This window comes from Massilia haematophila (genome assembly GCF_042647645.1).
In the GTDB taxonomy this organism is placed as follows: domain Bacteria; phylum Pseudomonadota; class Gammaproteobacteria; order Burkholderiales; family Burkholderiaceae_D; genus Telluria; species Telluria haematophila.
In genome coordinates, this window is the sequence record NZ_JBHRVV010000001.1 from 1,432,853 (window position 1) to 1,448,241 (window position 15,389).

The 15,389-nt window shown below is 68.6% G+C and carries 14 protein-coding genes; 8 read left to right on the top strand and 6 right to left on the bottom strand.

Features of this window, described 5'->3' with window-relative positions; genetic code table 11:
- Positions 1 to 37 precede the first annotated feature (37 nt).
- The 8 genes from ACFOPH_RS06405 (at position 38) to ACFOPH_RS06440 (ending at position 9,437) form a co-directional block, all read left to right on the top strand.
- Positions 38 to 808 (top strand): TorF family putative porin, encoded by a 771-nt coding sequence (locus tag ACFOPH_RS06405; RefSeq protein ID WP_312552600.1) that lies wholly within the window; start codon positions 38 to 40, stop codon positions 806 to 808.
- Between the two features lie 203 nt (positions 809 to 1,011).
- The gene (locus tag ACFOPH_RS06410; RefSeq protein WP_312552599.1) at positions 1,012 to 1,101 is read left to right on the top strand and encodes a potassium-transporting ATPase subunit F; all 90 of its coding nucleotides are present in this window, start codon (positions 1,012 to 1,014) and stop codon (positions 1,099 to 1,101) included.
- Positions 1,101 to 2,876 carry a potassium-transporting ATPase subunit KdpA gene (gene kdpA / locus ACFOPH_RS06415; RefSeq protein WP_379737867.1) on the top strand — a complete coding sequence of 592 codons (1,776 nt, stop codon included), beginning with the start codon at positions 1,101 to 1,103 and terminating at the stop codon, positions 2,874 to 2,876. Before ACFOPH_RS06410 ends, kdpA begins: the two co-directional genes overlap by 1 nt.
- Before the next feature lie 48 nt (positions 2,877 to 2,924).
- On the top strand, positions 2,925 to 5,006 hold the full coding sequence (gene kdpB, locus ACFOPH_RS06420; protein WP_379734260.1) for a potassium-transporting ATPase subunit KdpB: 2,082 nt from the start codon (positions 2,925 to 2,927) through the stop codon (positions 5,004 to 5,006).
- 23 nt (positions 5,007 to 5,029) lie between these two features.
- Positions 5,030 to 5,650 carry a potassium-transporting ATPase subunit KdpC gene (kdpC, locus tag ACFOPH_RS06425; RefSeq protein ID WP_379734262.1) on the top strand — a complete coding sequence of 207 codons (621 nt, stop codon included), beginning with the start codon at positions 5,030 to 5,032 and terminating at the stop codon, positions 5,648 to 5,650.
- Position 5,651: 1 nt separating this feature from the next.
- Entirely contained in the window at positions 5,652 to 8,339 is a 2,688-nt protein-coding gene (locus ACFOPH_RS06430) for a DUF4118 domain-containing protein (RefSeq protein WP_379734264.1), read from the top strand.
- 20 nt (positions 8,340 to 8,359) lie between these two features.
- Positions 8,360 to 9,055: a two-component system response regulator KdpE gene (kdpE, locus tag ACFOPH_RS06435; protein ID WP_379734266.1), complete on the top strand. Its 696-nt coding sequence runs from the start codon at positions 8,360 to 8,362 to the stop codon at positions 9,053 to 9,055.
- A gap of 43 nt (positions 9,056 to 9,098) precedes the next feature.
- Entirely contained in the window at positions 9,099 to 9,437 is a 339-nt protein-coding gene (locus ACFOPH_RS06440) for a DUF5710 domain-containing protein (RefSeq protein ID WP_379734268.1), read from the top strand.
- Between the two features lie 194 nt (positions 9,438 to 9,631).
- Here the strand turns inward: ACFOPH_RS06440 and ACFOPH_RS06445 are convergent, their stop codons facing one another.
- The 6 genes from ACFOPH_RS06445 to cyoB are packed head-to-tail and all read right to left on the bottom strand — an operon-like array spanning position 9,632 to position 15,389.
- On the bottom strand, positions 9,632 to 10,168 hold the full coding sequence (locus ACFOPH_RS06445; RefSeq protein WP_379734270.1) for a response regulator transcription factor: 537 nt from the start codon (positions 10,166 to 10,168) through the stop codon (positions 9,632 to 9,634).
- Positions 10,161 to 11,507, bottom strand: coding sequence for an ATP-binding protein (locus ACFOPH_RS06450; protein ID WP_312553494.1), 1,347 nt, complete (start codon positions 11,505 to 11,507; stop codon positions 10,161 to 10,163). The genes ACFOPH_RS06445 and ACFOPH_RS06450 overlap by 8 nt, the downstream gene beginning before the upstream one ends.
- On the bottom strand, positions 11,491 to 12,354 hold the full coding sequence (locus ACFOPH_RS06455) for an SURF1 family protein (protein WP_379734272.1): 864 nt from the start codon (positions 12,352 to 12,354) through the stop codon (positions 11,491 to 11,493). Before ACFOPH_RS06455 ends, ACFOPH_RS06450 begins: the two co-directional genes overlap by 17 nt.
- Positions 12,351 to 12,758: a cytochrome o ubiquinol oxidase subunit IV gene (cyoD, locus tag ACFOPH_RS06460; protein ID WP_312553046.1), complete on the bottom strand. Its 408-nt coding sequence runs from the start codon at positions 12,756 to 12,758 to the stop codon at positions 12,351 to 12,353. Before cyoD ends, ACFOPH_RS06455 begins: the two co-directional genes overlap by 4 nt.
- A complete protein-coding gene (gene cyoC / locus ACFOPH_RS06465) occupies positions 12,755 to 13,393 on the bottom strand; it encodes a cytochrome o ubiquinol oxidase subunit III (RefSeq protein WP_312553043.1) in 639 nt (212 codons plus the stop codon). The genes cyoD and cyoC overlap by 4 nt, the downstream gene beginning before the upstream one ends.
- Positions 13,386 to 15,389, bottom strand: coding sequence for a cytochrome o ubiquinol oxidase subunit I (cyoB, locus tag ACFOPH_RS06470; RefSeq protein ID WP_312553041.1), 2,004 nt, complete (start codon positions 15,387 to 15,389; stop codon positions 13,386 to 13,388). Before cyoB ends, cyoC begins: the two co-directional genes overlap by 8 nt.

Genomic DNA, 15,389 nt, shown 5'->3' on the forward strand with positions numbered 1-15,389 from the left:
CCGGCGGGCATGTCATCGATCCACCGGAAAAACCACCATGAAGACCATCCTCCTGCTGGCAGCCAGCCTGGCCAGCATCACCGGGGCCGTCCGCGCCGAGCAAGCGCTGGACGACACGCCCGACAGCGGCGCCACCACCAGCGCCACCATCAGCGCCAACGCCGCCCTCGTTTCCGACTACCGCTACCGCGGCATTTCCCAGACCCGGCTGCAGCCGGCGCTCCAGGCCGGCGCCGACTACGCCGCCGCCTCCGGCTGGTATGCCGGCGCCTGGGCCTCGTCGATCGCCTGGACCCGCGACGCCGGCGGCTCCGGCAGCGTCGAACTCGACCTCTACGGCGGCCGCCGCGGCGAACTCGGCAACGGCGTCAGCTACGACCTCGGCCTGCTCGGCTACCTCTACCCATCCAACGGCCTGGCGCGCGTGCCCGGCTGGGACAACGCGCATACCGCCGAGGCGTACGCCCAGTTCGGCTACGGCGCGGCCACGCTGAAGTACGCGCATGCCTTCACCAACCTGTTCGGCATGCCCGGCACCCGCGGCAGCGGCTACCTCGACCTGAACCTGAACCTGCCCGCCGGCGCGCGGACCACGCTGAGCCTGCACGCCGGGCGCCAGCGCGTGCGCCACCTCGGCACGGCCAGCTACACCGACTGGAAGGCGGCCGTGGCCCACGACGTCGGCCTGGCCATGCTCACGCTCGCGGCGGTCGGCACCAACGCCAGCGAGCGCGCCTACGCCTCGCCCGCCAACGGCAAGTTCCTCGGCCGGCGCGCGCTGGTCGTGACGCTGGGCCGTACCTTCTGAAGCAGCAAACGCGGCGTTTTTACACCTTGTTTACAGCGGCGGAGCACCTCTTTATCCCATCTTTAGGCGCCCCGCCTTACGCTTCCCACGACAATAACAAGCGAAAGCTCTCCCATGGATCTTGTCTTTATCGGTGCACTGGCCGGCTTCACCGCCCTGTGCTGCCTTCTCGCCGCGCTGTGCGCACGGCTGGAGGGCAAACAATGAACGCTCTTTATCTTGGCGCCGCCGTCCTGGCCGGCGCCCTGCTGGTCTACCTGGTGGTGGCCCTGTTCAAGGCGGAGGACCTGTGATCACCGTCCAATCCGTACTGCTGCTGGCAGCCTTCCTCCTCGTCCTGCTGGTCCTGGCCTGGCCGCTGGGCGCCGTCCTGGCCGGCGTCGCCGGCACGGGTCGTGTGCGCTCGCTCGGCTTCCTGGCGCCGCTCGAACGCCTGGTCCTGCGCGCCGCCGGTCCGGCTGCCGGCGCCGAACAGGGCTGGCGCGGCTACGCCCTGGCCGTGCTGCTGTTCAGCGGTCTCGGGGCCGTCTTCACCTACGCGGTGCAACGCCTGCAGGCCTGGTTGCCCTTCAATCCGCAAGGCCTGCCCGCCGTATCGCCCGATTCGTCGTTCAACACCGCCATCAGCTTCGTCGCCAACACCAACTGGCAGGGCTATGGCGGCGAGCAGACCATGAGCTACGCCACCCAGATGCTGGCGCTGGCCGGGCAGAACTTCTTCTCGGCCGCCACCGGCATCGCCGTCGCGTTCGCGCTGATGCGCGGCTTTGCCGCCCGCTCCGGCGCCTCGATCGGCAATTTCTGGCGCGACCTCACCCGCTCGACCGTGTACGTGCTGCTGCCGCTGTCGCTGCTGTTCTCGCTGTTCCTGGTGAGCCAGGGCGTGATCCAGAACTTCGCGCCCTACAAGGAGGTCGCCGTGCTGGATCAGCTTGCCTATCCGCAAGCGCAGGCGCAGGCCGACGGCAGCGCGCCCGAGACCACGGCCCGCACCCAACTGCTGGCCATGGGTCCCGTGGCTTCCCAGGAAGCGATCAAGCTGCTGGGCACCAACGGCGGCGGCTTCTTCAACGCCAATTCCGCCCACCCCTACGAGAATCCGACCGCGCTGGCCAACTTCGGCCAGATGCTGGCGATCTTCCTGATCCCGGCCGCGCTGTGCTTCGCCTTCGGCCGCGTGGTCGGCGAACCGCGCCAGGGCTGGGCGATCCTGGCCGCGATGACGCTGATGTTCGCCGTCGCCGCGGTGGCCGCCGGCGCCGCCGAGCAGCAGGCATCCCCGGTGCTGCAGGCGCTCGGCGTCGACCAGGCGGCAAGCGGCCTGCAGGCCGGCGGCAACATGGAAGGCAAGGAGGTGCGCTTCGGCGTCGCCGCCAGCAGCCTGTTCGCGGCCGTCACCACGGCCGCCTCCTGCGGCGCGGTCAACGCCATGCACGATTCGTTCATGCCCCTAGGCGGCATGGTGCCCCTGGTCCTGATGCAGCTGGGCGAAGTGGTGTTCGGCGGCGTCGGCTCCGGCCTGTACGGCATGCTGGTGTTCGCCATCCTGGCCGTGTTCGTGGCCGGCCTGATGATCGGCCGTACCCCGGAATACCTGGGCAAGAAGATCCAGGCCTTCGAGATGAAGATGGCGTCGCTCGTGATCCTGGTGGTGCCGATCCTGGTGCTGGCCGGAACCGCGGTCGCCTTGGCGAGCACGGCCGGCCGGGCCGGCATCGCCAACCCGGGCGCCCACGGCTTCTCGGAAGTGCTGTACGCCTTTACCTCGGCCGCCAACAACAACGGCAGCGCCTTTGCCGGCCTGTCGGCGAACACGCCCTTCTACAACACCATGCTCGGGATCGCGATGTGGTTCGGCCGCTTCGCCGTCATCGTGCCGGTGCTGGCGATCGCCGGGTCGCTGGCCGCCAAGCCGCGCCTGCCGGCGCACGCCGGCACCCTGCCGACCCACGGGCCGCTGTTCGTGTTCCTCCTGGTCGCGATCGTGGTCCTGGTCGGGGTGCTGAACTACGTCCCCGCGCTCGCCCTCGGCCCGGTCGCCGAGCACCTGCAGCTGTTCGTCCACTAAACAACGTCCCGCCGGCGGCCCCGCCGCCGGCCCATCCTGGAGTACGAGATGTCATTCAACCCAACGTCGGGCAAGGACTTGCGCCTGTTCGACCCTCGACTGGTGCTGCCCGCCATCGGCGGCGCCTTCGCCAAGCTCGACCCGCGCGTGCAGCTGCGCAGCCCCGTCATGTTCGTGGTCTACGCCGGCAGCATTGCCACCACCCTGCTGTTCTTCCATGCCCTCGCCGGCCAAGGCGAGGCCGCGCCCTCCTTCATCCTGGCGATCGCGGCCTGGCTCTGGTTCACCGTGCTGTTCGCGAACTTCGCCGAGAGCCTGGCCGAAGGCCGCAGCAAGGCCCAGGCAGCGTCGCTGCGCGGCCTGAAGGGCGCGACCATGGCGAAAAAACTGGCCGCGCCGCGCCATGGCAGCGGCTGGCTTCCCGTGCCCGCCATCGACCTGCGCAAGGGCGCCGTGATCCTGGTCGAAGCCGGCGACCTGATCCCGATCGACGGCGAAGCCATCGAGGGCATCGCCTCGGTCGACGAAAGCGCCATCACGGGCGAATCCGCGCCGGTGATCCGCGAGGCCGGCGGCGACTTCTGCGCCGTCACCGGCGGCACCCGCGTGCTGTCCGACTGGCTGGTGGTGCGCGTGACCGCGAATCCCGGCGAGACTTTCCTCGACCGCATGATCGGCATGGTCGAAGGCGCCAGGCGCCGCAAGACCCCGAACGAGATCGCCCTCTCCATCCTGCTGGTGGCGCTCACCATCGTATTCCTGGTCGTGACCGCGACCCTGCTGCCCTTCACGCTGTTCGCCGCCGAGGCCGCGGGCGGCGGCCAGCCGGTGACGCTGACCACCCTGGCCGCCCTGCTGGTCTGCCTGATCCCGACCACCATCGGCGGCCTGCTCTCGAGCATCGGGGTAGCCGGCATGAGCCGCCTGATGGGCGCCAACGTGATCGCCACTTCGGGCCGCGCGGTGGAAGCGGCGGGCGACGTCGACGTTCTGCTGCTGGACAAGACCGGCACCATCACCCTGGGCAACCGCCAGGCCAGCGATTTCCATCCTGCGCCCGGCGTGAGCGAGCGCGAACTGGCCGACGCTGCCCAGCTGGCCTCGCTGGCAGACGAGACGCCGGAAGGGCGCAGCATCGTGGTGCTGGCCAAGACCCGCTTCGGCATCCGCGAGCGCGCACTGGGCGAGCTGCACGCAGCTTTCGTGCCGTTCACCGCCCAGACCCGCATGAGCGGCGTCGATCTTGGCGCGCGCACGATCCGCAAGGGCGCGGCCGGCGCGCTGAGGCAGCATGTGGAATCCCTGGGCGGCGGCTGGCCAGAGGCGGTGGCGCGCAGCGTCGAGGACGCGGCCCGGCGCGGCAGCACGCCGCTGGCGGTCGCCGACGGCGCGCGCGTGCTGGGCGTGGTCGAACTCAAGGACGTGGTCAAGGGAGGCATCCGCGAGCGCTTCGCCGCGCTGCGCGCGATGGGGATCAAGACCGTCATGATCACCGGCGACAACCGCCTGACCGCCGCCGCGATCGCGGCCGAGGCCGGGGTCGACGACTTCCTGGCCGACGCCACGCCCGAGGACAAGCTGGCCCTGATCCGCAGCCACCAGGCCGAGGGCAGGCTGGTGGCGATGACCGGCGACGGCACCAACGACGCGCCGGCGCTGGCCCAGGCCGACGTCGCCGTGGCCATGAACTCGGGCACCCAGGCGGCCAAGGAGGCCGGCAACATGGTCGACCTCGACTCGAACCCGACCAAGCTGCTCGAGATCGTCGAGATCGGCAAGCAACTGCTGATGACGCGCGGCGCGCTGACCACCTTCTCGATCGCCAACGACATCGCCAAGTACTTCGCGATCATCCCGGCCGCTTTTGTCGGCGTCTACCCGCAACTGGCGGCCCTGAACGTGATGGGGCTGTCCAGTCCCGGCTCGGCCATCATGTCGGCCGTGGTCTTCAACGCCCTGATCATCGTGGTCCTGATTCCGCTGGCCTTGCGCGGCGTGGCCTACCGGCCGATCGGCGCCAGCGCCCTGCTGCGCCGCAACCTGCTGGTGTACGGCCTGGGCGGGCTGCTGCTGCCCTTCGCCGGCATCAAGCTGATCGACATGCTGCTTGCCTTCTTCCATTTCGTCTGAATTTCGCCTGAGCCGGAGTTTCCATGCCAACCACCATCCGTCCCGTTCTCGCCGTGTTCGCGGCCCTCACCCTGCTCTGCGGCCTGGCCTATCCGCTGGCCGTAACATTCCTGGCCCAGCTCCTGATGCCGCACCAGGCCGGCGGCAGCCTGGTCGAACGCCAGGGCCAGCCGGTCGGCTCCAGCCTGGTCGGCCAGGCCTTCACCGCGCCGCGCTACTTCTGGGGGCGGCCTTCGGCCACCGCGCCGATGCCGAACAACGCCAGCGGCTCGGGCGGCGCCAACCAGGGACCGCTGAACCCTGCCCTGAAGGAGGCGGTGGCGGCGCGCATCGCCGCCCTGCGCGCGGCCGATCCGGGCAACGCCGCCCCGGTCCCGGTCGATCTCGTCACCGCTTCCGCCAGCGGCCTCGATCCGCACATCAGCCCGGCCGCGGCCCGCTACCAGGCCGGACGCGTCGCGGCCGCCCGCAAGCTGCCGCGCGAACGCGTGCTGCAACTGGTCGAAGCGCATACCGAGCTTCCCTGGCTGGGCGTGTTCGGCGAAGCGCGCGTGCATGTGCTGGCGCTGAACCTGGCGCTCGATACGCCGGCCGCGATGGCGCCTGGACTGGCACATCAGGCGCGGATAGCGGATACTCGCTGAGATGATGAGCCGCCCCGATCCCGACGCCCTGCTGGCCCAGGTGCGCGCGCAGGAAAAGCGCGCCGCGCGCGGCAGCCTGCGCATCTATTTCGGCGCCTCGGCGGGTGTCGGCAAGACCTTCGCCATGCTGCTCGAAGCCGGCAAGCTGGCGGCCCAGGGCCGGCGCGTGCTGGCCGGCGTGGTCGAGACCCATGGCCGCGCCGACACCGCCACGCTGCTGGCCAAGCTGGACGTGCTGGCGCCGCGGCGCCTGGCCTGGCGCGGCAGGGAGCTGCCCGAATTCGACCTCGACGCCGCGCTGGCCGCGCGCCCCGACCTTGTCCTGGTCGACGAGCTTGCCCACTCGAACGTGCCCGGTGCGCGCCACCCGAAGCGCTGGCAGGACGTCGAGGAGCTGCTGGCGGCCGGCATCGACGTCTTCAGCACCGTGAATGTCCAGCACCTGGAAAGCCTGAACGACGTGGTGGCCGGCATCACCGGCATCGCCGTCGGCGAGACTGTCCCCGACAGCGTGTTCGACGGCGCCGACGAGGTCGTGCTGGTGGACCTGCCGCCCGACGAATTGCTGGGCCGCCTGCGCGCCGGCAAGGTCTACCAGGGCGAGCAGGCCGAACGGGCCTCGCACCACTTCTTCCGCAAGGGGAACCTGATCGCCCTGCGCGAGCTGGCCCTGCGCCGCACCGCCGAGCGCGTCAAGGACGACGTGCGCGCCTGGCGCGTCGCGCAGGCGATCGCGCCGGTGTGGCAGACCGACGGCGCGCTGCTGGCCTGCGTCGGCCCCGGCGCGGGCGGCGAACAGGTGGTGCGCAACTGCGCGCGCCTGGCGGCCCGCCTCGATTGCGCCTGGCACGCGGTCTACGTCGAGACGCCGGCGCTGCAGCGCTTGCCGGCGAGCCGGCGCGAAGCGGTGCTCGGCGTGCTGAAACTGGCCCAGGAATTGGGCGCGACGACCCAGGTGCTGCCGGACGCCGACGTCGCCCAGGCCCTGCTGGCCTATGCGCGCACCCACAACCTGGCGCGCATCGTGCTGGGCCGCGCGACGCCGGGCCGCTTTCCGCGCTGGCGCCCCGGCCTGCACGCGCGCCTGGCGCGGCGCGCGCCGGACATCGACCTGGTCGACGTCGGCGGCGCCGCGCCGGGAAAGCGGGTTCGCGGGGCGGCAGGCGGAAGGGCGGCGCCGACCCCGGGCCGACGCGAGCGGCTGCGCTACCTCTGGGGCGGCCTTGCCGGCCTGGCGGCGGCGCTCGCGTTCACACCGCTCACCGCCTGGCTGGCCCTGGCCAACATCGCCATGCTCTTCCTGCTGGTGGTGCTGCTGGTGGCGGTGCGCTTCGGACGCGGGCCCTCGGTGCTGGCGACCTGTGTCTGCGTGGCCGCCTTCGACTTCTTCTTCGTCCCGCCGCGCTACGACTTCGCGGTCTCCGACGTCCAGTACCTGATCACCTTCGGCGTGATGCTGGCGGTTGGCCTGATCACCGGCCAATTGACCGCCGGCCTGCGCTTCCAGGCGCGGGTGGCGCGGCGGCGCGAGGCGCGCGCCCAGGCGCTGTATGAATTCGCGCGCGAACTGTCGGGCGCGCTGCAGAACGAACAGGTGCTCGAGACCACCCGCGCCACCATCGCGCGCGCCTTCGGCGCCCGCGCGGTCCTGTTGCTGCCGGACGCTGACGGCAAGCTGGTCCCGCATGCCGATGTGCCTCCCGACGGCCTGGATGCAGGCGTGGCCCAGTGGGCCTACGACCACGCCAGTCCCGCCGGCCACGGTACCGACACGCTGCCGGGCAGCCCGCTGTTCTACCTGCCGCTGGTGGCGCCGATGCGCACCCGCGGCGTGCTGGCGATCGCGCCCGAAGGCGGCCGCTGGCTGCCGCTGCCCGAGCAGCGCCGCCAGCTCGACACCTATGCCGCACTGGCCGCGATCGCACTGGAGCGGGTGCACTACATCGAGGTGGCGCAAGGCGCCCTGGTGAGCATGGAATCCGAACGCCTGCGCAATTCCCTGCTGGCGGCGCTGTCGCACGACCTGCGCACGCCGCTCACCGCCCTGGTCGGCCTGTCCGAATCGCTGCTGCGCGCCGCGCCGCCGCTGGCGGCCAGGGAACGCGAGACCGCCCAGGCCCTGCACGAGGAGTCGCGCCGCCTCGGGGTAATGGTGACCAATCTGCTCGACATGGCGCGCATCGAGAGCGGCGGCGTGCGCCTGGACGAACAATGGCAGGCACTCGAGGAGGTGGTCGGCAGCGCCCTGCGTCCGCTGCGCGCCGCGCTCGGCCCGCGCACGGTGGCGACCCGCATCCCGCCGGACCTGCCGCTGCTGCGCTTCGACGCCGTGCTGATCGAGCGGGTGCTGGCCAACCTGCTCGAGAATGCGGCAAAATACACGCCCCCGGACAGCACGGTGACGATCGCGGCGCGCGTGCGCGAGGACCGGGTCGAGGTCACGGTGAGCGATGACGGCCCGGGCCTGCCGGCCGGGCGTGGCGATCTGTTCGAGAAGTTCACGCGCGGCCAGTCGGAATCGCACCTGCCCGGCGTCGGCCTGGGCCTGGCGATCTGCCGCGCGATCGTCGAGGCCCACGGGGGGCGCATCGAGGCCGGCCGCGCCGCCGAAGGCGGTGCCGCGATTACCTTTTCGCTGCCGCGCGGCACGCCGCCCAGCCTGCCCGACCTCCACCAGCCCGAACTGTAAACCGACACTGGAAACCGATCATGAATGAAGCACGCCCCACCGCCCTGCTGGTGGAAGACGAACCGCAGATCCGCCGCTTTGTCCGGGCCGCGCTGGAGCAGGAAGGCTGGCAGGTCCACGAGGCCGGCGAGCTGAAACGCGCCCTGATCGACGCCGGCACGCGCCGCCCCGATCTGGTCGTGCTCGACCTCGGCCTGCCCGACGGCGACGGCGTCGACTTCATCTCCGCGGTGCGCACCTGGTCGGGCATGCCCATCATCGTGCTGTCGGCGCGCGACGCCGAGCAGGCCAAGATCCGGGCGCTCGACGCCGGCGCCGACGACTACCTGACGAAACCGTTCGGCACCGGCGAACTGCTGGCCCGCATCCGCGCCACCCTGCGCCGCCAGCGCGCGCCCGAGGCGGCCGACAGCACGGTGCGCTTCGGCGACGTCGAGGTCGACCTCGTCGCCCGTCTCGTCACCAAGAACGGCGTGCGCGTGCACCTGACGCCGCTCGAATACAAGCTGCTCTCCGTGCTGGTGGCGAACGCCGGCAAGGTGATGACCAATCCGCAGCTGCTGCGCGCGGTGTGGGGGCCGTCGAACGGGGAGAACGGGCATTACCTGCGCATCTACATGGGCCACCTGCGCCACAAGCTGGAAGACGAGCCGGCCCAGCCGCGCCACTTCGTCACCGAGACGGCGGTGGGCTACCGGCTGGTGCTCGTGCCCTGAGCCGCCAGCGCTTACAATACCGGCTTCAAACGACGAGGCGGTAATGAAAGTATTGAAGGTTCCGTACGCGGAAAAAGACGAAGCCAAGGCGCTAGGCGCCCGATGGAATCCGGCGAGGAAGAGCTGGTACGTGCCGGACGGCGTGGCGCTCGAGCCGTTCGCGCGCTGGCTGGCCGGCGGCGCGAATGCGGTTACCAATCCCGCGGCCGCACCCTCCTCGCGCGACGCGCGCGCGGCCAAGCCGGTCACCGGGTCGAAGTACATCGAACTGGCGCACGCCTGCAATCCCTTCGAGGAGTGTCCGGAGTGCCGACCGACGCTGGCCGAGAGCGGCTGGCTGGAGGCGCACCAGGCGGTGCGCAAGATGCTGGCGGGGCTGTGAGCGGCCTGCCCGCGGGAGGGCTTGGCGCTGCCCCAGCGCGGCAATCCTCGGCGCCAGAACTATCGCGCGCGACGTCTTCTGGCCGCTAACAATCCGGTGGGCACGGGGCGCCCACCCTACGAATTCGGAGTCCGGGTCCACGATCGACCGTAGGGTGGGCGCCCCGTGCCCACCGCCCGCCGCAAAGCGGCGCGTCACTTCACCCGCTGCTTCTCCAGCTTCCTTGCCAGCGTGCGCCGGTGCATGCCGAGCCGGCGCGCCGCCTCCGAGATATTGAAGTCGGTCTCGGCCAGCACCGCGTGGATATGTTCCCACTCCAGGGTCTTGATCGAGGTCGAGCGGTTGGTCACCTCGACGTCGGTGCTGCCGGCGACGTGGCCGAAGGCGGCCTCGATGTCGTCGGTGTTCGAGGGCTTGGCCAGGTACTGGCAGGCGCCCAGCTTGATCGCTTCGACCGCCGTGCCGATGCTGGCAAAGCCGGTCAGCACCACGATCAGCATGGCCGGATCGTGCGCGTGCAGCATCTGCACGCAGGACAGGCCGGAGGCGTTCCCCTTGAGTTTCAGGTCGACCACCGCGTAACCCGGATCGTGCTCCTTCAGCACTTCGGCCGCTTCGTCGACGCCGGGGGCGTGCAGCACCTGGTAGCCGCGGCGCTCGAAGGAGCGGCCCAGGGTACGGGCGAAGGCTTCGTCGTCCTCGACGATGAGCAGGACTGGCGTGTCAGGCATGGTCGCCCTTTCCACCCAGCGAAATCGCGGCCAGCGGAATCGTCAGCGTCACTTCCGCCCCGCCCTCCTCGCGGTTGCGCGCCACCACGGCGCCGCCCAGGGTGCGCGCCACGTTCACCACCAGGAACAGCCCGAGTCCACCGCCGGGGCGGCCCTTGGTGCTCTGGTAGGGCTTGCCGAACTGGGCCAGCAGGCCCGGGGCGAAGCCGGCGCCGCGATCACGCACGGCCAGCGTCAGGATATCGTTCTCGACGCTCGCCGCCAGGCCGACCCAGCCGCTGGGCGAGGCTTCCAGCGCATTGTCCAGCAAATTGTCGATGCTCTGCTTCAGGGCCGAATCGAACACTACCGGGATGTCGTCGACGATGCGGTTCTCGTACTCGAAGTCCTTGACCGGGCGGCTGTCCTCCCAGTCCTCGGCCAGGCCGTCGAGGAAGGTGTGGAGCGTGGTGCGCAGGGCCGACTCGCCGCGCGCCTTGCCGGCCGAGAGCAGGATGCCGCTGACGATCGACTTGCAGCGCTGCAGCTGGGTCTGCATCTCGCCGATTTCCTCGAGCAGCACCGGGCTGTTGCGAAATTCGGGCATGCGCTTCCAGTCGCCCAGGATCACCGACAGCGTTGCCAGCGGCGTGCCGAGCTCGTGGGCGGCGCCGGACGCCAGCAGGCCCATGCGCACGATGTGCTCTTCCTCGGCCGCGCGCTGGCGCAGTTCGGCCAATTGCGCCGCCTTGGCGCGCACGGTGCCGCTGATGCGCGAGACGAAGATCACCAGCAGGCCCGCGTTCAGGGCGAAGCAGATCAGCATGCCCTGCACGTAGAGGCTGGCGATGCCGCGCGCGTGGTCGAAGGGCAGCGCGAGCGGCTGGGCGAACACCGCCAGCAGCCCGAGGCAGACCAGGGTGACGAGCACGATGGTCCAGGTCGACCAGGCTTCCAGCAGCACCGCCGAGATGATGATCTGCAGCAGGTAGAGGAAGGCGAAGGGATTGGTGGTGCCGCCGGACAGGTAGAGCTGGACGGTGAGCGTGGCCACGTCGACCAGCAGGGCCATGAAGATCTCGGCGTTCGACACCGGTTTCTTCTCGTGCCAGCGCAGGTGGCTGGCGATGTTGAAGGCGATCAGGCAGGCCAGCACCTGCAGCATGTGCACCAACGGCAGGTTGATGTCGAAGATCAGGATCGCGCCGGCGATGGTCGTGACCTGGCCGACGACGGCGATCCAGCGCAGCTCGATGAGCTGCAACATGTTCTGGTGGCCGGCGACGTATTCGACGTTGGCTTCGAGCGCGGGCGCGATCGAAGGCGTTATTCTTGTTAGTAGATCAAACTTTACTGCCATTGTCCTCGAGCCTAGCGGCCTCCCCTTTTGCACCGGAGCGCGCAACATACCACCAGGCACCGGCAACCATCAAGGCCAGAGCATACCAAGTGATGGCATACACGAGGTGATTGTTTTGGAAGGAGATGACCGTCAGGCCGCCGACCGGCTGGTCCGGGGCCCCGGCGGGGTCCTGGCCGCGGGCGGCGTCGACGAAGAACGGCGCGATGACTGGAGCGCCGTTCGGCGCCACTGCCGGGCCGCCGTTGGAGGCGGTTGGGGACAGGCCGCGCGCGGCGGCGATGGCCGCGACGTCGCGCGAGAACCAGCGGTTGCGTACCGGATCGTTGTCGCGCAGGAAGCCGCCGCCCGGCTCGGCGATGCGCAGCAGGCCGGTGAGCGTGTGCGCGGGGCCGGCGGCCGCGGCGCAGGGATTGCCCTCGGCGCGGCGCGCGGGATAGCGCTGCGCGGTATTGCCGGAGGCGGGAATGAAGCCGCGGTTCACCAGGACGACGCTGCCGTCGGTGGTGCACAGCGGGGTGAGGAGCCAGAAACCGGCGCCCAGTTCGGAAACGGCCTGGACCGGCGTGGTGTAGTCGTAGAGGAAGCGGCCGGCGAGACGCACGTGCCGGTATTCGTCGGAGTCTTTGGTGACTTGCGCCCAACGTTCGGGGGCGGGCGGGGAAACGGGAGCCGCGCCCACGCGCGACTCCACCCTTTCAATCAGGGCCAGTTTCCACTGCAGGCGGACCACCTGCCAGGTCCCCAGCCCCGCGAACAGCACGATCAGGAGCAACCCGAGGATCGCGAGGATCACCCGGCCAATAGCGCGCGGCCGGACGGCTGCCTGATCGTGCGTCGACATCATTGCATGTCGTGCGCGCCGTGACCGGTCACGGCAGCGGCGTCGCCCATGCCGGGCATCATGTTGGCGTTCATGTGGTACATGACCCAGATCGAGCCCGACAGCACGATCACCAGCAGGATCAGCGTCAGGATCAACGCCATCATGTTCCAGCCGCCTTCCGATTTCGCGTTCAGGTGCAGGAAGTAAATCATGTGCACGACCAGCTGGACCGCGGCGAAGCCGAGGATGACGAACTTGGTCGTCTCCGGCGGCAGCACGTTGCCCATCACCAGCCAGAACGGGATGACGGTCAGGATCACGGCCAGCACGAAGCCGATCGTGTAGTCCTTCAGGCTGTAGTGCACGCCCGGCTCGTCGCCATGGCCGTGGCCATGGAGGGCGTCGTTGTGGTGGTGGGCGCTCATGGCAGGACTCCCATCAGGTAGACAAAGGTGAACACGAAGATCCAGACGACGTCCAGGAAGTGCCAGAACATCGACAGGCAGGACAGGCGGCGCATGTTTTCAACCGACAGGCCGTGCTTGCCAAGTTGGAACATCAGCGTCACCAGCCACACGATACCGAACAGCACGTGCAGGCCGTGGGTGCCGACCAGCGAGAAGAACGCGGTCAGGAAGCCGCTGCGCGACGGACCAGCACCTTCGTGGATCAGGTGGTAGAACTCGTACAGTTCCAGGCCCAGGAAGCACACGCCGAGCAGGCCGGTGATGCCGAGCCAGAGCTGGGCCGCGCCCAGCTTCTTGGCCTGGGCCGAGATCATCGCGAAGCCGAAGGTGATCGACGACACCAGCAGGAAGGCCGTGTTGATGGCCACCAGCTGCAGGTCGAACAGTTCGGCCCCGGTCGGGCCGCCCGCATAGTTGCGGCCCAGTACGGCGTAGGTCGCGAACAGCGAGGCGAAGATGAGGCAGTCGCTCATCAGGTAGATCCAGAAGCCCAGCAGGGTGCCGTTCTCCGGATGATGCTCGCGCACGTGGTATTCGCGCGCAGCGGCGCCGCGGACGGCGCCGTTCATGGTCGTTGCGTGATTGTTAGACATGAGCTTCCAGCAATTTAGTACGTGCGTTCTCGGTACGGGTCACTTCGTCGGCCGAGATGTAGAAATCGCGCTTGTAATTGAACGTGTGGACAATGATCGCGACCATCATGGCGAAGAAGCCCAGGCCGGTCAGCAGCCACATGTGCCAGATGATGCCGAAACCGACGACCATCGACAGCGCGGCGATCACGAAACCTGCCCAGGTGTTCTTCGGCATGTGAATCTCGACGTAGTCGTTCAGCGGACGCTTCCAGCCATTCTTCTTCATGTCGGCGAAGGTGTCGTTGTCGTACACCACCGGCGTGAAGGCGAAGTTGTAGTCAGGCGGCGGCGACGAGGTCGACCATTCCAGGGTACGGCCGTCCCACGGGTCGCCGGTGACGTCGCGCAGCTTGTCGCGGTTTTTCCAGGTCATGAAGAACTGCATCAGCAGTGCGCCGATACCGGCGGCGATCATCAGGGTGCCGAACAGCGAGATCATGAACAGCGGCTGCAGTTCCGGATCTTCGAAGTGGCTCATGCGGCGGGTGACACCCATGAAGCCCAGGACGTACGGCGGCATGAAGGCGAACCAGAAGCCGATCGACCACAGCCAGAACGAGATCTTGCCCCAGAACTGGTCGAGCTTGATGCCGAAGGCCTTCGGGAACCAGTAGTTGATGCCGGCGAACAGGCCGAACAGCACGCCGCCGATGATCACGTTGTGGAAGTGCGCCACCAGGAACAGCGAGTTGTGCAGCACGAAGTCGGCCGCCGGGATGGCCAGCATCACGCCGGTCATGCCGCCGATGGTGAAGGTCAGCATGAACGAGACCGTCCACATCATCGGCAGCTCGAAGCGGATGCGGCCGCGGTACATGGTGAACAGCCAGTTGAAGATCTTCGCGCCGGTCGGGATCGAGATGATCATCGTGGTGATGCCGAAGAACGAGTTGACGCTCGCGCCGCTGCCCATGGTGAAGAAGTGGTGCAGCCAGACCAGGTAGGACAGGACCATGATGACGACGGTCGCGTACACCATCGAGGTGTAGCCGAACAGGCGCTTGCCGCAGAAGGTCGCGACGACTTCCGAGAAGATACCGAAGGCCGGCAGGATCAGGATGTACACCTCCGGGTGGCCCCAGATCCAGATCAGGTTCACGTACATCATGGCGTTGCCGCCGCGGTCGTTCGTGAAGAAGGCGGTGTCGAACAGGCGGTCCATGCCCAGCATGGCCAGCACGGCGGTCAGGATCGGGAACGAAACCACGATCAGGATGTTGGTGCACAGCGAGGTCCAGGTGAAGACAGGCATCTTCATCAGGTCCATGCCCGGCGCGCGCATCTTGATGATGGTCACGACCAGGTTAACGCCTGACAGCAAGGTACCCACACCCGCGATCTGCAATGACCAGATGTAGTAGTCGACCCCGACACCCGGACTTGCCAGGATGCCCGACAGCGGCGGGAAGGCCAGCCAGCCGGTGCGTGCGAATTCGCCGACGAACAGCGAAGCCATCACCAGGACGGCGCCCATGGCGGTCATCCAGAACGAGAAGTTGTTCAGGAACGGGAAGGCGACGTCGCGGGCGCCGATCTGCAGCGGCACGACGTAGTTCATCAGGCCGGTCACGAACGGCATCGCCACGAAGAAGATCATGATCACGCCGTGGGCGGTGAAGACCTGGTCGTAGTGGTGCGGCGGCAGGAAGCCGGCGTTCTCGCCGAACGAGATCGCCTGCTGGGCGCGCATCATGAGGGCGTCGGCGAAGCCGCGCAGGAACATGATCAGGCCGAGCACCATGTACATGATGCCGATTTTCTTGTGGTCGATGCTGGTGAACCAGTCGTGCCACAAGGTGCCCCACAGGCGGAACTTGGTGATCAGGGCCACCAGGGCCAGGCCACCAACGAGCACGCCTGCGAAGGTAGCGATCAGGATGGGCTCGTGGAACGGAATCGCGTCCCAGCTGAGCCGTCCGAAGATAAGCTTCGTCAAGTCAAATGAGTCTTGCAT

Bases quoted from the DNA above. Each gene is read 5' to 3' on its own strand.
- ACFOPH_RS06405 (WP_312552600.1), top strand. From the start codon at position 38: ATGAAGACCATCCTCCTGCTGGCAGCCAGCCTGGCCAGCATCACCGGG.
- ACFOPH_RS06410 (WP_312552599.1), top strand. From the start codon at position 1,012: ATGAACGCTCTTTATCTTGGCGCCGCCGTCCTGGCCGGCGCCCTGCTG.
- kdpB (WP_379734260.1), top strand. From the start codon at position 2,925: ATGTCATTCAACCCAACGTCGGGCAAGGACTTGCGCCTGTTCGACCCT.
- kdpC (WP_379734262.1), top strand. From the start codon at position 5,030: ATGCCAACCACCATCCGTCCCGTTCTCGCCGTGTTCGCGGCCCTCACC.
- ACFOPH_RS06430 (WP_379734264.1), top strand. From the start codon at position 5,652: ATGATGAGCCGCCCCGATCCCGACGCCCTGCTGGCCCAGGTGCGCGCG.
- kdpE (WP_379734266.1), top strand. From the start codon at position 8,360: ATGAATGAAGCACGCCCCACCGCCCTGCTGGTGGAAGACGAACCGCAG.
- ACFOPH_RS06440 (WP_379734268.1), top strand. From the start codon at position 9,099: ATGAAAGTATTGAAGGTTCCGTACGCGGAAAAAGACGAAGCCAAGGCG.
- ACFOPH_RS06445 (WP_379734270.1), bottom strand. From the start codon at position 10,168: ATGCCTGACACGCCAGTCCTGCTCATCGTCGAGGACGACGAAGCCTTC.
- ACFOPH_RS06450 (WP_312553494.1), bottom strand. From the start codon at position 11,507: ATGGCAGTAAAGTTTGATCTACTAACAAGAATAACGCCTTCGATCGCG.
- ACFOPH_RS06455 (WP_379734272.1), bottom strand. From the start codon at position 12,354: ATGATGTCGACGCACGATCAGGCAGCCGTCCGGCCGCGCGCTATTGGC.
- cyoD (WP_312553046.1), bottom strand. From the start codon at position 12,758: ATGAGCGCCCACCACCACAACGACGCCCTCCATGGCCACGGCCATGGC.
- cyoC (WP_312553043.1), bottom strand. From the start codon at position 13,393: ATGTCTAACAATCACGCAACGACCATGAACGGCGCCGTCCGCGGCGCC.
- cyoB (WP_312553041.1), bottom strand. From the start codon at position 15,389: ATGCAAGACTCATTTGACTTGACGAAGCTTATCTTCGGACGGCTCAGC.